This window comes from Sphaerisporangium sp. NPDC049003 (assembly GCF_043197795.1).
Taxonomy (GTDB): domain Bacteria; phylum Actinomycetota; class Actinomycetes; order Streptosporangiales; family Streptosporangiaceae; genus Sphaerisporangium.
This window is the reverse complement of record NZ_JBICTU010000022.1, coordinates 103230-116542: the sequence shown is the minus strand read 5'-3', so window position 1 is coordinate 116542 and position 13313 is coordinate 103230. Positions and strand designations below refer to the sequence as shown.

Here is a 13313-nt window from a genome sequence, read left to right as displayed (position 1 = left end):
CGTCGATGGCATAAGGGATTTGAGCTTGATATGCAGGCAAGCGTGTCCTCCGCAGCGCCCAGCGCGCCGTTCCCGCTGAGTGGTCCGTGGTATCGCATCCAGGCGATCACGGCCCCTTCGCGTAGCTCGTCGGCCGAGTGGGATTTCGTCACCGTCCTGCCCGCCGTGCTGTCCGCCGCCCAGCGCAACCGGCCCTTCGTCATCGGTTGGCTCTCCCGCGGATCCGGTGCGCCGCTGGAGTTGATCACCAACGCCGGACCGCTCACGCCGCCGCGCCCGCCCAGGCGCGCGTCCAGCGCCACCGTCGAGGAGCCGCCGCAGGGGCCCCAGCCGCTGCTGTTCCCCGGCGGCGCGCGGGGCGTGGAGATCGGCGACGACTGGCTCGCCGACCTCGCCGACCTGGCCTGGACACCGTGCCCAGGCCGCCAGGCCCCGCCGCTCAACGGGCGCAGGGAGCCGAGCCCCGACGAGCTGCTGCGGCCGACACTTTTCGAGTCCACGCTGGTCACGCTGATGTCGCGCCCGTTCGCCTGGCTCGTCGTGGCCGAGCCCACCGACCTGCTGGACGCCGAGGTCGCCCACCTGCGCACGCAGCTCAACGTACTTCGGCAGTACGGCGACGCCTCCGAGCGCAGCCGGTTCGACGCCGAGCGGGCCGAGCGGCGGATGCAGGAGCTCGACGCCTTCCGCGAGGCGGGCCTGTGGAACGTCCGGGTGCTGGCCGGCGCGGCGGGCCCCGACGAACTGCGGCAGATCGCGCCCGTCCTCGTCGGCTCGGTCGAGATGAGCCACCACCCCTACCGGCTGCGCAGCGCGCTGTCGCTGCCCATCCTCGCCGGGTTCGGCCGGGCCACCGCCGTCGAGCCCGTGTACTGCTTCGCCGAGGCGCTGGGCGTGACCCTCCAGGACCCGGCCGACGGCGCGGCGGCGCCCTTCGCGGCCACCGCCGGGGCGCTGGCAGCGCTCGCCGGGCTGCCCCGCCGTGAGGTCCCCGGTGTGCGGGTGCTCGACGCGGGGTTCTTCGACGTGACCAGCGAGGCCGACGTCCGCAACACCGGGGAGCCCGTGCTCGACCTGGGCGCGATCATCGACGGGCAGGACCGCCCGGTCGGGTCGTTCCGGGTGCCGCTCGCGACGCTCAACCGGCACGCCTTCATCACCGGGGCGACCGGCTCGGGCAAGTCCCAGACCGTACGCCACCTGCTGGAGCAGCTCAGCGAGGCCGGCATCCCCTGGCTCGCGATCGAGCCCGCCAAGTCCGAGTACGCCGCGATGGCCGGGCGCATGGAGCACCTGGGGCCGTTGACGGTGATCAATCCCTCGGCGCCCGACAACGTCCCGTTCAGCGTCAACCCGCTCGCCCCCGAGCCGGGCTACCCGGTCCAGGCGCACATCGACATGGTCAGGGCGCTGTTCATGGCCGCCTTCGACGCCGAGGAGCCGTTCCCGCAGATCATGTCGCTGGCGCTGCAGCGCGTGTACGAGGCCAACGGCTGGGACGTCGTCACCGGCGGCGGCGTCCCGGGCGCCGCGGTGCAGCCGGCCGTGCCCACGCTGGAGCAGTTGCAGACCCACGCCCTTGAGGTCATCCAGGAGATCGGGTACGGCAGGGAGGTCCAGGCCGACGTCGAAGGCTTCATCAGCCTGCGGCTGAGGAGCCTCCGGGTCGGCTCGGCTGGGCGGTTCTTCGAGGGCGGCCACCCCGCCGACATCGGCGGGCTCTTACAGCGCAACGTCGTGTTCGCGATCGAGGACGTCGCGAACGACGAGGACAAGGCGTTCCTGATGGGCACGCTCATCATCCGCATCGTCGAGCACCTGCGGATGCGCGCCCGGCAGGAGAAGGCCCGCGGGCTTCAGCACGTCATCGTGATCGAGGAGGCCCACCGGCTGCTGCGCGACAGGGGCTCCCAGCGGGCCAGCACCCACGCGGTGGAGCTGCTGGCGGGGATGCTCGCCGAGATCCGCGCGTACGGCGAGGGCATCGTCGTGGCCGAGCAGATCCCGACCAAGCTCATCGCCGACGTGGTGAAGAACACCGCGCTGAAGGTCGTGCACCGGCTCCCGGCCGAGGACGACCGCAGGCTCGTCGGCGCGGCCATGAACCTCAGCGAGGAGCAGTCCCGCCAGGTCGTCTCCCTCCAGCCGGGCACCGCCGCCGTCTTCGCCGACGGCATGGACCGTCCGCTGCGCATCCAGGTGCCGCTCGGCGAGGACCGCGAGCACACCCTTCTCGGCCCGATCCCGCCCATACGCGGACGCCGGTCCGCCGCCTGCGGGCACGAGTGCACGACGGGCAAGGCCTGCACGCTGTTCGAGCTGCGCGAGGCCGACCTGCTCGCCGACGCGCCCGAGTGGGCGTGGCTGCGCATCTGGACCGACACCGTGGTGCTGGCCTTCTGCACCAACCGGTCGCTGCCGGGCGTCCCGCGCGTGCTGGCCGACATCTGGGGCGAGCTTCCCCCGAGGCGCCGCGAGTGCCTGCTCGCCACGCTGGTGGAGCGCGCGGTGGCCAGGCGGGCGTGGTCGCTGCGCACGTTCTACGACCCGAGCCTGCTCACGGTGAAGGCGGCGGAGGTGGCCGCGGCGCTGCTCGACCCGTCCGGTGAGGGCAAGCCGGCCCCCGGTGAGCGGCCGGGCGCCGCGTGGGTGATCCCGCAGGTCCGCTGGGTCCACGAGGTCGACCGGCTCTTCCCGTACGGCCACCAGGCGCCGAACCTCCGCAGTCCCGCCCCCGTGATGGAGTACGCCCTGTTCGGCACCGACCCGTCCGGCAGGCCGTACCCGCACATCGGGGTCAACGGGTCGGGGCCGGTGGAGAACGTGGCCCGCACCGAGCTGCTCGGGCACCGTGCCAAGGCCCTGCGCCACCACCCGCTGTCGATGGAGATGGACCGCAACCGGGCGCTCGCCTGGCGGGTCCTGCTCGGCGACGACGAGCACGAGGGCATCCAGGAGGACTTCACGACCGTCGCCATCGGCGTCGAGCCGCGTGACCGGGTCCGTCACATCGCCCAGACCATGGGGGCGGCGTGGCTGGAGACGGTGCTGGCCTGGCCGAGGAGGTTCGTGCTGCCGTTCGAGGGGGGCGCCGAGAACCAGGCGGAGCTGTCGTTCCTCGACTAGCGCGCCCTCGTACGGCCCGGCTCGTGAGCCTTGTGCGGAACTCTCCGCGCGGGCCGCACTAGGATCACGGGCATGACCCAGCTACCGCTGCGTGCTCAGCTAGCGAGTGCCCTCGGGCGTACTGCCGCCACCCTCTCCCGGGTCACCGGGCGTGGCGACGGATCGGTGATCGGCGGGCGCGTCGGGCTGATCCTGGAGCCCGACCTGCTCCGCAAGCTGGCCGCCGACCGCAAGCTCGTGCTGGTCAGCGCCACGAACGGCAAGACGACCACCACCCGGCTGATCACCTCAGAGCTTCAGGAGCTCGGCGAGGTCGCCACCAACGCCTTCGGCGCGAACATGCCGGCCGGTCACGTGTCGGCGCTGTCCCAGGCCAAGCAGGCGCCCTTCGCCGTCCTTGAGGTCGACGAGAAGTACCTCCCCGAGGTGCTCGACACGACCGGCGCGACGATCGTGTGCCTGATGAACCTCAGCCGCGACCAGATGGACCGCGCGGCCGAGATCTGGCTGCTGGCCCAGAAGTGGCAGCGCGCCCTTGCGGGCAAGGACACCCACGTGATCGCCAACTGCGACGATCCGCTGGTCACCTGGGGCGCCTCGACCGCCTCCCGGGTCACCTGGGTCTCCTGCGGGCAGCCCTGGAAGGAGGACTCCTGGTGCTGTCCGCAGTGCGGCGGTCCGCTCGACCGCAAGGGCAACGACTGGGCCTGCCGCGAGTGCACGTTCCGCCGTCCCGAGCCCACCTGGGTGCTCGACGACGACGCGGTGATCGACCCCCGGCGGCAGCGCTGGGTGCTCGGCCTCCAGCTTCCCGGCCGGGCGAACCGCGCCAACGCCGCCATCGCGCTGGCGACGGCCGAGGCGTTCGGCCTGCCGGTCGACCGGGCGCTCCCGAGGCTCCGTGAGGTCAGGTCGGTCGCCGGGCGCTACACGACGGTCGAGCGCGACGGGCGCTCGCTGCGGCTGCTGCTCGCCAAGAACCCCGCAGGCTGGCTGGAGGCGTTCGAGGTCGCCGACCCGTCCCTGCCGATCGTCCTTTCTGTGAACGCCCAAGGGCCCGACGGCCGCGACACCTCCTGGCTCTGGGACGTCGACTTCCGCATCCTGAGCGGCCGGCCCGTCTACGTGACGGGCGAGCGGCGGCTCGACCTGGCACTGCGGCTCGACGTCGCCGGGGTGGCCTTCGAGCTCTGCGACACCTTCGAGCAGGCCGTCGCCCGGCAGGCGCCCGGCCGCGTCGACGTGATCGCCAACTACACAGCCTTCCAGCAGATTCGAGCGGAGTTCGGCCGTGCCGTCTGACAGCGCCCTGCGCATCGTATGGATCTACCCGGACCTGTTGAGCACGTACGGCGACCAGGGCAACGTCCTGATCCTGGAGCAGCGGGCCCGCAAGCGGGGCATTCCCGTCGAGACCGTCTACGTCCGGTCGGCCGACCCGGTGCCTGACTCGGGCGACATCTACCTCATCGGCGGCGGAGAGGACCGGCCGCAGATCCTCGCGGCCGAACGGCTCCGGCGCGACGGAGGCCTGCGGCGGGCGGTCGACCGCGGGGCCTCGCTCCTGGCGGTCTGCGCGGGCTACCAGATCATGGGGTCGGTGTTCGGCGGCGAGGAGGGCCAGCCGGTGGCGGGCATCGGCCTGCTCGACATCGAGAGCGCCCGGGGGCCCGCCCGCGCGGTGGGCGAGCTGGCCGCCGAGGTCGACACCGGCCTTGGCGGGCACATGCTGACGGGCTTCGAGAACCACATGGGCATCACCCGGCTCGGCCCCGGGGTACGGCCGCTGTCGCGCACGGTGGTGGGCACGGGCAACGGCGACGGCACCGAGGGATGCCACGCGGGCAAGATCGTCGGTACGTATCTCCACGGGCCGGCGCTGGCGCGCAACCCGTGGCTCGCCGACGTCTTCCTGGGCTGGGCCACGGGGCCGCTGACCCCGATCGACGACAGCTGGTACGAAAGGCTCCGCGAGGAGCGCCTCAGGGCCGTTCTGCCCCACTGAGCCGCCGGTGGCGGGGGTCCGGGCTCAGTAGACGAGCGCCTGGACCCCTTCGCCGAGCACTTCCTCGACGAACGTCGAGGCGCCCGCGATGCGCACGCCGTCGATAAGGTCCTCCACGCCGATGTGCCGGCGTGCCGCGCACTGCGTGCACACGGTCACCTTGCCCCCGGCCAGCACGACGTCGAGCAGGTCCGCGAGCGGAGTGGCCTCGGCGAGGGTGAACTCCTTGGCCCGGCCGGGCAGGCCGAACCACGCCGACTCTCCGGTCAGCCACAGGGACACCGGGACACCACTGGCCACGGCGGCGGCCGCGACGGTGAAGGCCTGGTTGCACCGCTCGGGGGCGTCTGACCCTGCCGTCACCTTTATCACCATTGATCGTGCCATGATCTGAGCCTATGCGCGGAGGACGGGACTTCACCAGGCGAATGCCCCGTTCGGTGTCGCGGCGCGAGCCGCGCGGGCGGGCATTTAGGCTCATGTGCCATGGACTCCCAGTCACTGCATCCTGCCCTTGAGCCGATCTCCTTCCTGCTGGGCAGGTGGGAGGGCGCCGGAGTGGGCGGTTACCCGACGATCGAGAGCTTCCGGTTCGGCCAGGAGATCACCTTCGAGCACAACGGCAAGCCGTTCCTGAGCTACCACAGCAGAACCTGGCTGCTCGACGACGACGGCGCCATGGTGAGGCCCCTCGCCACCGAGTCGGGGTACTGGCGGGCGCTGCCCGAGCGGCAGCTGGAGATCGTGCTGGCCCACCCGACCGGCATCGTCGAGATCTACCTCGGCGAGGTCGTGTTCCACAAGATCGAGATGCGGACCGACGTCGTCGCCCGCACCTCGACCGCCAAGGAGTACACGGCGGGGCACCGGCTCTACGGCCTGGTCGAGGGCAACCTGATGTACGCGTACGACATGGCCGCCGAGGGGCAGCCGCTCACCTCGCACCTGTCCGCCGAGCTGAAGAAGGTCGGCTGAGGCGGGGCCAGGAACACGAAAGAACCCCGGGCGTGCTCCGTCTCCTGATGAGACGGGCCGGCTGGACCATGGGAGGAGGGAACTCCCCCCGCCGGCTGCCCGGGGTTCCGGTGTCTGTCGTGGATTCGCCTGGACGCCACCAGTGCCCGGGAGGGCACGACGTCTGGACGGAAGGTCCTGACTGGCGTTGCCCTAGCGGACAGCCACCTCGCTAGCCCAATAATGATCAACCATTGTTCGGACCACCTCCCTTCTGCGTGCTTCGTACGCTATGCGAGCCCCTCCGGGCGGGCAAGCGAATATTTCCTCACGCCCCGAGCCGCGTGAACGGCGTCGTGCGAGGTCCGCGTGACGCGGTCCCACTCGGCTCCGCGTACCGCCCTCGCCCCCCGCGCGGGACTCGTAGACTCGGTGCATGACCGGGACATGGCACGAGGAGCTGCGCGCGCGTGGATATCGAGTAACTCCGCAACGGCAGTTGGTGCTGGAGGCGGTCACCCGGCTGGGTCACGCGACGCCCGAGGACATCTGCGGCCAGGTGCAGGAGACCGCCAGGGGCGTCAACATCTCCACCGTCTACCGCACGCTGGAGCTCCTCGAAGAGCTGGGCATGGTCACCCACACCCACCTCGGGCACGGCGCCCCCACCTACCACCTGGCGAGCAAGGCCGATCACGTCCACCTGGTGTGCCGGGGCTGCGGCCAGATCACCGAGGTGAGGCCGGAGCTGGTCGCGGGCATGGTGTCCAAGCTCGAAAGCGAGCTCGGCTTCGAGACCGACGTCCACCACCTGACCGTCTTCGGCCGGTGCCGCGACTGCCGCCCGTGAGTGCGCGGAAATCCGCCTGAGAGCAATAACCTGGACGCATGCGAAGCCCTCTGCTCGACACGCCAGGAGCCGTAGCCGCCGAGTCCCCCGATGACACCGTCGCCGCGCACTACGGCGAGCTTTACGCCGAGCAACGCGCGCTCGCGGCGGGAGAGGCCCTGGTCGACCGGAGCAACCGCGAGGTCGTCCGCATCTCCGGGCCCGACCGGCTCAGATGGCTCAACGACCTCAGCTCGCAGAAGGTCGACACGCTGGCGCCCGGCACGCCCACGCAGACGCTGCTCCTCGACGCGCAGGGCAGGCTGGAGCACCACCTGACGCTCGTCGACGACGGCGAGTCCGTCTGGGCGCACGTCGAGCCCGGCACCTCGGCCGCGCTGGTCGCCTTCCTGGAGAAGATGCGGTTCATGCTTCGCGTCGAGGTGGCCGACATGACCGCCGGCTACGCCGTGGTGACCGTCGCCGCCCCCGGCGCGGCCGACGGCGCCACGCGGCCGGTGCCTGAGGGGGCGATCGCGATCGGCGGCGACCTGCTCGTCCCGCGCGAGCGGCTGGCCGGGCTCGCCGAGGAGCTCGGCCTGCGCCCGGCGGGCCTGTGGGCGTACGAGGCCCTGCGCATCGAGGCGCACCTGCCTCGGGCCGGGTTCGAGACCGACCACAAGACGATCCCCCACGAGGTCGGCTGGATCGGCTCCGCCGTCCATCTCAGCAAGGGGTGCTACCGGGGCCAGGAGACCGTCGCCCGGGTGCACAACCTGGGTCACCCGCCGCGCCGCCTGGTCTTCCTGCACCTGGACGGCAGCGTCGACACCCTGCCGCACCACGGCGCGCCGGTGACCTTCGGCGTGGGGTCGCCCAGGGAGGCCGACCCCGAGGCCGCCGTGGAGGGGAGCGCCGAGCCCGGCCAGGTCGGCTTCGTCGGCTCGTCGGCCCGCCACCACGAGCTCGGGCCCATCGCCCTGGCCGTGGTCAAGCGCACCGTCCCCGTGGACATCTCGCTGCTGGCCGGGGGTGTTCCCGCGAGCCAGGAGGTCATCGTGCCGCCGGACGCCGGGCGCAACGTCACCATCGACCCGGGCCTGCGCCGCCGCATCCGCTGACCCCGCCGCCGGTCGGGCGTCTCAGGTCTCGATGATCAGCGTGATGGGGCCGTCGTTGACGAGCTCGACCTTCATGTCGGCCCCGAACACACCGGTCTCCACCCGGGCGCCCGCGGAGCGCAGCTCCGCGACCACGGCCTCGACCAGGGGCTCGGCCACCGGGCCGGGCGCCGCCGCCTGCCAGGTGGGGCGGCGGCCCTTCCTGGCGTCGCCGTAAAGCGTGAACTGGCTGACCACCAGCAGGGGCGCGCCGATGTCGGAGCACGACTTCTCGCCCGACAGGATGCGCAGGCCCCAGAGCTTGGCGGCGAGCTTCGCGGCCTCGACGGGGCCGTCGGTGTGGGTCACGCCGACCAGCACGAGCAGGCCGGGCTCGTCGATCGCCCCCACGGTCTGCCCGTCGACGACCACGGAGGCGGAGGTCACCCGCTGAACAACGGCACGCATGGTCCACGATTCTTCCACCGCCGTCGCGCGGGCGACGCCATCGGCCTGAACGGCGTCCTCTCACCGTCCGTACACTCAGGTGCGAAAGGAGGCCAAGTGTCCGCTGTGCCATTGATTGTGGAAGTTGTCCGTTCCGGGTTCGTGGAGTCCGTCCATCGTGCCTGGGTCTTCGCCATGGACGCCGAGGGGGTGCCGGTGGCCGTCCACGGTGACGTCGCGGCCGCGGCCTCGCCGCGCTCGTCGATGAAGCCGTTGCAGGCGCTCGGCATGCTCCGCGCGGGGCTCGACCTTTCCGGCGAGCTTCTCGCGCTCGCCTGCGCGAGCCACTCGGGTGAGGACTTCCACGTCAGGGGAGCCTCCGAGATCCTCGCGGGCGCGGGGCTCGACGCGACCGCCCTGCGGTGTCCCGAGGACCTTCCCCTGGACACCGCGACGGCGCACCGGGTGCTGCGCGGCGGAGGCGGACCGGCCCGTATCACCATGAACTGCTCGGGCAAGCACTCGGCGATGCTCGCGACCTGCGTGGTCAACGACTGGCCGACCGGCGACTACCTGCATCCTGGGCATCCCCTGCAGAGGGCGATCCGCGCGACCGCCGAGGAGCTGACCGGAGAGCGGGTCGCGGCCACCGGAGTCGACGGCTGCGGCGCGCCGCTGTTCTTCGCCTCCATGGCCGGGGTCGCGCGGGCCTTCCGCGCGCTCACGCTGGCCGCGCCCGGCACGTACGAGCGGCGGATCGCCGACGCGATGCGCGCCCACCCTGAGTGGACCTCGGGCACGTCCCGCCCCGAGGCCGCGCTGATGCGCGCCGTGCCGGGGCTCCTGGTCAAGTCGGGGGCCGAGGCCTTCGAGGCGTTCGCCTTCGAGGACGGCCGCGCGGCCACGGTCAAGATCGAGGATGGCAGCCAGCGGGCGAGGGCGCCGGTGACGGTCGCCGTCCTGCGCGCGCTCGGGCTGGGGCTGGACTCCCCAGTGCTGGACGCGCTCGCCTGCCCGCCGCAGTTCGGCGGAGGCCGTCCCGTTGGCGAGCTCCGCGTACGCGGCCAGGTGTGACCCCGCGCTACCCGGGCCTTGGGACCGCTCAGAGCGAGCGGCGGAACTGGCGGGACGCGGAGATCGCGCCCGAGGTCGTCAGCGTGAACGTGCGCATGGAGCCGGCGAACTTGGACAGGTCCCACTCGGCGGGCCCGTTGTACCAGTACAGGTGGTCGGCCGGCCCGCCGTCGCCGTCCAGCGCGGCCACCACGCGCGCCCAGCGGTCCACGTTGTCGAAGACCACGGCGTACGGCAGGTAGCGGGAGAACAGCTCGATCCGCTGGGCCGGGGGCACCTCGCCGATCTCCCCCGAGGCGAGGTAGTCGCGGAAGCCGAGGGTGTGGGCGAGGGCCGAGGAACCCCGTGAGGTCTTGGCCGGCATGTACTGCCCGCCCACCGCCAGGGCGGCTCCCGCGATGACCAGCGCCAGGCCGATCAGCCCGTACGTCGTCAGCCAGGCGAGCAGGACGGTGGCGAGCACGCCGAGGCCGGTGACGATCACGCCGATCGTGGTCCAGCGACCAGGAGCGCGACGAGCGCGCCCCCGGTGAGCGGGCTGAGCGTGAAGGCGTTGGCGAGCTCGAACCGCCGCTCCAGGATCGGCTTGCCGCCGCTCGCACCCGCGGGGAAGCCGGCGACGACGGTCAGCGCCTGCGAGGGGCCGAGGCCCTGCTGCTCGAACTCGGCCCGGGTGCCGCTCTCGTCCATCGAGGCCGCGGTGCAGCCGATGGCGGAGGTCAGGTCCCCGGCGAAGCACGACAGGTTCTGGAGGGGGGCAGGGCCGCTCAGCTTGACGACGGCGTCCCTGACGGGGGCCGACCAGCCGCTGACGGCGTACCAGCGCAGCTCCTCGCCGCCGCCGACCGGCGTGACGGCGCCCGCCACGTCGTACTCGATGGTCGCGGTGCCCTTGCCGCCGGACCGGCGGTGGATCGCGCCGTCCCTGGCAAGCCCTACCAGGGCCCGTACGGGCCGCTGTTCCCTCCGCCCTTGCCGATCTCGCCGACGGCCGGCTTCACATCGGCGAGGTAGATGCCCGACCCGATCACCGACGCGACGGTGAAGATGCTGAGCACCGAGAGGTACTTCACGGCGGCGGCGAACGAGAACAGGGTCGCGAGGCCGAGGATCAGCAGCCAGAGACGCTTGTTGAGCTTGCCCGCCATGGCGAAGGCGCGGGCCGGGGTCCTCAGCGCGTGGATCAGAGCCCAGGCACACAGGCCGAACGCCCCGATAGCGAGCACCCAGAAAATGAGATCCAGGAAGCCGTGAATCTCGAACATCGCCTCTCCAAGGGGTCAGGTGAATGCCGGGTTCAGCCTAGCCCGGACGGAGACCTCCCGGGGGGCCCGCGACGGTCGTCACGGCCTGGTCTGGAGGTGCTTGATCTGGACGTGCTGGACGGCCCGTGCCCGCTCAACGCGCACGGGCCGTACCCCGACAACGGACGCGGCCCGCCCCGGGTTCCGGGACGGGCCGTGCTCCTGCGGACGTGACGGCGTTCAGGCCTTGGGGCCGGTGCCGCGGGTGCTCTTGCGGGCCTGCGTGGGACGGGCGGCGGTCGCCGGCTCGGCGCTGCTGGAGACCTCCTCCAGCTCCAGCGCGGCCTCGCCCGTCACCCTGCTGACGACCTTGCGGCCACGGTTGGCGAACTGGTCGTACAGCATCACGGCCTTGTGGGTGATCGTGTCGGCGTACTCCTTGGCCTTCTCGGGCAGGTCCTTGGCGACGGCCTCGGCCTTGACCTGCACGGTGCTGGCGTACTTCCGCGCGATGTGCGGCAGGTCGCGGGCCGTGGCGCCCGACTCCACCCGGCGCGACTGCAGGCGCTGGAGCTGCTCGGGCAGCTCGCGCAGCTTCTCGACCGCGAAGTCGCCCGCGCCGGCGACGGCGTAGAACGGCTTGGACTCGGCGAGCTTCTTGACCTCGGCGTTGAGAGGCATGGGTTAACCTTCCTTGGGTTCCGTTTGAATGCGGCCGTTCGGCGAGGAGGTCACACCCTCCTGGTCGAGAACCGTTTCGACCTCCGAGGTCGCTGACTCGGGCCGGGCGTTCTGGGAGGTCCGCCCGGCCTCGGTCTGCGCCTCGACTCGGTTCTCCTTGCGAAACGACTCGTAGATATCGATCAGCACCTGACGTTGCCGCTCGGTGAGCGTGCCGTCGGCCCGCACTGCGGCCAGCACGTCGCTGTCCGGCTCGCGGTCCTCGATGAGGCCCGCCTGCACGTACAGCGCCTGCGACGAGATCCGCAGACCCTTGGCGATCTGGTTGAGGATCTCCGCGCTCGGCTTGCGCAGCCCGCGCTCAATCTGGCTCAGGTAGGGGTTCGACACCCCGGCCTGAGTGGCGAGCTGGCGCAGGGAGATCTTCGCCTGCTTCCGCTGATCGCGGATGTACTCACCGATTGAGCCGACCTTCGGTAGTTCCATGCCTTTAGTCTGCATCAGTGTGCTTGCAAATGCAAACACGCTGGCAAACTCCAGCAAGCACTAGGGATGTCAGCCGGGATAGATCCACAGAAGAGGCGCGGACACGGACAGAAGCACAGAGAACGTGACGAGGCTGTACCGGAACCGCCTCGGCAGCGCCACGCCAGGCTTGATCAGGCGGTTGACCCGCGCCATCACCTGCTCACCGGCCGCGCCCATGGCTCCGTTAGGAGCGGGCACGGCCCCGGCCGTACCGAACCGGAGCAGCGCGGTCGCCAGCCGGCGAGGCGAGCAGTAACGGCGGGCACGGTCGTCGGCGGCCATCTCGACCAGCAGGGCGACCGAGGAATGGGCGTTGCGCACCACGCTCAGCCAGGGCAGCATCCAGCAGAGGGCGGTGAACGGCAGCAGGACCAGGTCGTGACGCTCGCGGACGTGCGCGGCCTCGTGGGCGAGGACGGCGGTGAGCTCGTCGGCGTCGAGAAGCGACAGCGTGCCCGCGCTGACCACCACCTCAGACCTGAGGCCGGGCAGGCAGTACGCCGCCGCCCCCGGGTGGTCGACCACGCGGACCCCCGGCACGCCGGGGTCGTCGCGGGCGATGAGCGAGAGCAGCACGCGGTGCCGGCGCCGGGCGCGGAGGGTCTGCGCCCCCGCGGCGAGCAGCACCACGACGAGCACGGCGAGGAGCGCCAGGCCGGCGACGAGAGCGGCGACGCGGGGCAGGTCGTACGGCTTCATCAGGCCGTACCCCATGCCGAAGGAGATCGCCGACTCGGCGAACGCGCGCAGCCCGTACAGCACGCCCCCTCCGTAGGGCTCCAGTGCGTACGCGAGCATCGCACCCACCGTGGCGAGGCCCCACGTCACGCCGAGGGACTGCCACAGCAGGATCGCCGCCCGGGGGGCGCGCCACGGCCATCGGGCGAACGCGAGCCGCCATGCACCCACCGCGCACGCCGTGGCGAGCGCGGCAAGGACAGCGGCCATGATCACTCCTCTTCCAGCTCCGTGAGTGCTTTGCGCAGGATTTCGGCCTCGGAGCCCGAGACCGTCTGGGCGAAGCGCGTGAGCGCCGCCGAGCGGTCACCGGTCATGTCGAGCGCTTCCAGCATAAGCTCAGCGACGTATGCGTCGCGGCTGGCGCCGGGCTCGTAGCGCCACGCGCGGCCGTCACGGGTGCGGTCGAGGAAACCTTTACGGGTCAGCCGGTCGAGAACGGTCATGACCGTGGTGGGGGCGAGGTCGCGGTCGGCGATCAGACGGCCGACCTCCCTGGCGGTCAAGGGGGCCCCGTGGGCCCACAGGATGTCCATGATGCTGCGCTCAAGCTCGCCGAGACCCTTCACGCACGCAAGCCTACCTCG

General features: G+C 71.7%; 16 protein-coding genes. 7 read left to right on the top strand and 9 right to left on the bottom strand.

Annotation, left to right across the window (positions count from 1 at the left end; genetic code table 11):
• The first annotated feature begins 42 nt into the window (after positions 1-42).
• The 3 genes from ACGFIV_RS24085 (at position 43) to ACGFIV_RS24075 (ending at position 5131) form a co-directional block, all read left to right on the top strand.
• The gene (locus ACGFIV_RS24085; protein ID WP_358545773.1) at positions 43-3126 is read left to right on the top strand and encodes an ATP-binding protein; all 3084 of its coding nucleotides are present in this window, start codon (positions 43-45) and stop codon (positions 3124-3126) included.
• Positions 3127-3198: 72 nt separating this feature from the next.
• Positions 3199-4428, top strand: a complete 1230-nt coding sequence (locus ACGFIV_RS24080) for a MurT ligase domain-containing protein (RefSeq protein ID WP_358545776.1) — start codon at positions 3199-3201, stop codon at positions 4426-4428.
• The gene (locus tag ACGFIV_RS24075; RefSeq protein ID WP_358545778.1) at positions 4418-5131 is read left to right on the top strand and encodes a glutamine amidotransferase; all 714 of its coding nucleotides are present in this window, start codon (positions 4418-4420) and stop codon (positions 5129-5131) included. The genes ACGFIV_RS24080 and ACGFIV_RS24075 overlap by 11 nt, the downstream gene beginning before the upstream one ends.
• Positions 5132-5155: 24 nt before the next feature.
• Here the strand turns inward: ACGFIV_RS24075 and ACGFIV_RS24070 are convergent, their stop codons facing one another.
• Complete coding sequence (locus ACGFIV_RS24070; protein WP_358545780.1) at positions 5156-5518, bottom strand: DsrE family protein; 363 nt, start codon at positions 5516-5518, stop codon at positions 5156-5158.
• Positions 5519-5617: 99 nt separating this feature from the next.
• Here ACGFIV_RS24070 and ACGFIV_RS24065 point away from each other — a divergent pair, with 99 nt between their 5' ends.
• The 3 genes from ACGFIV_RS24065 to ACGFIV_RS24055 all read left to right on the top strand — a co-directional run bounded on the left by ACGFIV_RS24065 (position 5618) and on the right by ACGFIV_RS24055 (position 8035).
• The gene (locus tag ACGFIV_RS24065; protein ID WP_358545783.1) at positions 5618-6106 is read left to right on the top strand and encodes an FABP family protein; all 489 of its coding nucleotides are present in this window, start codon (positions 5618-5620) and stop codon (positions 6104-6106) included.
• 415 nt (positions 6107-6521) lie between these two features.
• Positions 6522-6935 carry a Fur family transcriptional regulator gene (locus tag ACGFIV_RS24060; protein ID WP_358545786.1) on the top strand — a complete coding sequence of 138 codons (414 nt, stop codon included), beginning with the start codon at positions 6522-6524 and terminating at the stop codon, positions 6933-6935.
• Positions 6936-6973: 38 nt separating this feature from the next.
• The gene (locus ACGFIV_RS24055; protein WP_358545788.1) at positions 6974-8035 is read left to right on the top strand and encodes a folate-binding protein; all 1062 of its coding nucleotides are present in this window, start codon (positions 6974-6976) and stop codon (positions 8033-8035) included.
• 21 nt (positions 8036-8056) lie between these two features.
• Here ACGFIV_RS24055 and dtd read toward each other — a convergent pair whose 3' ends face one another.
• Positions 8057-8482 carry a D-aminoacyl-tRNA deacylase gene (dtd, locus tag ACGFIV_RS24050; protein WP_358545790.1) on the bottom strand — a complete coding sequence of 142 codons (426 nt, stop codon included), beginning with the start codon at positions 8480-8482 and terminating at the stop codon, positions 8057-8059.
• A 96-nt stretch (positions 8483-8578) separates the two neighbouring features.
• Between dtd and ACGFIV_RS24045 the strand changes: the two genes are divergently transcribed.
• Positions 8579-9535, top strand: coding sequence for an asparaginase (locus ACGFIV_RS24045; protein WP_392837758.1), 957 nt, complete (start codon positions 8579-8581; stop codon positions 9533-9535).
• Between the two features lie 28 nt (positions 9536-9563).
• Here ACGFIV_RS24045 and ACGFIV_RS24040 read toward each other — a convergent pair whose 3' ends face one another.
• The 7 genes from ACGFIV_RS24040 to ACGFIV_RS24010 form a co-directional block, all read right to left on the bottom strand.
• Positions 9564-10019 carry a DUF2207 family protein gene (locus tag ACGFIV_RS24040; RefSeq protein ID WP_358545792.1) on the bottom strand — a complete coding sequence of 152 codons (456 nt, stop codon included), beginning with the start codon at positions 10017-10019 and terminating at the stop codon, positions 9564-9566.
• The gene (locus ACGFIV_RS24035; RefSeq protein ID WP_358545793.1) at positions 10016-10402 is read right to left on the bottom strand and encodes a hypothetical protein; all 387 of its coding nucleotides are present in this window, start codon (positions 10400-10402) and stop codon (positions 10016-10018) included. The genes ACGFIV_RS24040 and ACGFIV_RS24035 overlap by 4 nt, the downstream gene beginning before the upstream one ends.
• Before the next feature lie 68 nt (positions 10403-10470).
• On the bottom strand, positions 10471-10800 hold the full coding sequence (locus tag ACGFIV_RS24030; RefSeq protein ID WP_358545794.1) for a DUF2516 family protein: 330 nt from the start codon (positions 10798-10800) through the stop codon (positions 10471-10473).
• Positions 10801-11019: 219 nt separating this feature from the next.
• Positions 11020-11460, bottom strand: a complete 441-nt coding sequence (locus ACGFIV_RS24025) for a hypothetical protein (protein WP_392837755.1) — start codon at positions 11458-11460, stop codon at positions 11020-11022.
• 3 nt (positions 11461-11463) lie between these two features.
• Complete coding sequence (locus ACGFIV_RS24020; protein ID WP_358545798.1) at positions 11464-12003, bottom strand: helix-turn-helix transcriptional regulator; 540 nt, start codon at positions 12001-12003, stop codon at positions 11464-11466.
• 12 nt (positions 12004-12015) lie between these two features.
• Entirely contained in the window at positions 12016-12942 is a 927-nt protein-coding gene (locus tag ACGFIV_RS24015) for a M56 family metallopeptidase (protein ID WP_392837752.1), read from the bottom strand.
• Positions 12939-13295, bottom strand: a complete 357-nt coding sequence (locus tag ACGFIV_RS24010; protein WP_358545802.1) for a BlaI/MecI/CopY family transcriptional regulator — start codon at positions 13293-13295, stop codon at positions 12939-12941. Before ACGFIV_RS24010 ends, ACGFIV_RS24015 begins: the two co-directional genes overlap by 4 nt.
• Positions 13296-13313: the final 18 nt, after the last annotated feature.

Excerpts from the sequence above, each read along its gene's own strand:
- dtd (WP_358545790.1), bottom strand. The coding sequence starts at position 8,482 with ATGCGTGCCGTTGTTCAGCGGGTGACCTCCGCCTCCGTGGTCGTCGAC.
- ACGFIV_RS24030 (WP_358545794.1), bottom strand. The coding sequence starts at position 10,800 with ATGTTCGAGATTCACGGCTTCCTGGATCTCATTTTCTGGGTGCTCGCT.
- ACGFIV_RS24025 (WP_392837755.1), bottom strand. The coding sequence starts at position 11,460 with ATGCCTCTCAACGCCGAGGTCAAGAAGCTCGCCGAGTCCAAGCCGTTC.
- ACGFIV_RS24055 (WP_358545788.1), top strand. The coding sequence starts at position 6,974 with ATGCGAAGCCCTCTGCTCGACACGCCAGGAGCCGTAGCCGCCGAGTCC.
- ACGFIV_RS24060 (WP_358545786.1), top strand. The coding sequence starts at position 6,522 with ATGACCGGGACATGGCACGAGGAGCTGCGCGCGCGTGGATATCGAGTA.
- ACGFIV_RS24070 (WP_358545780.1), bottom strand. The coding sequence starts at position 5,518 with ATGGCACGATCAATGGTGATAAAGGTGACGGCAGGGTCAGACGCCCCC.
- ACGFIV_RS24080 (WP_358545776.1), top strand. The coding sequence starts at position 3,199 with ATGACCCAGCTACCGCTGCGTGCTCAGCTAGCGAGTGCCCTCGGGCGT.
- ACGFIV_RS24065 (WP_358545783.1), top strand. The coding sequence starts at position 5,618 with ATGGACTCCCAGTCACTGCATCCTGCCCTTGAGCCGATCTCCTTCCTG.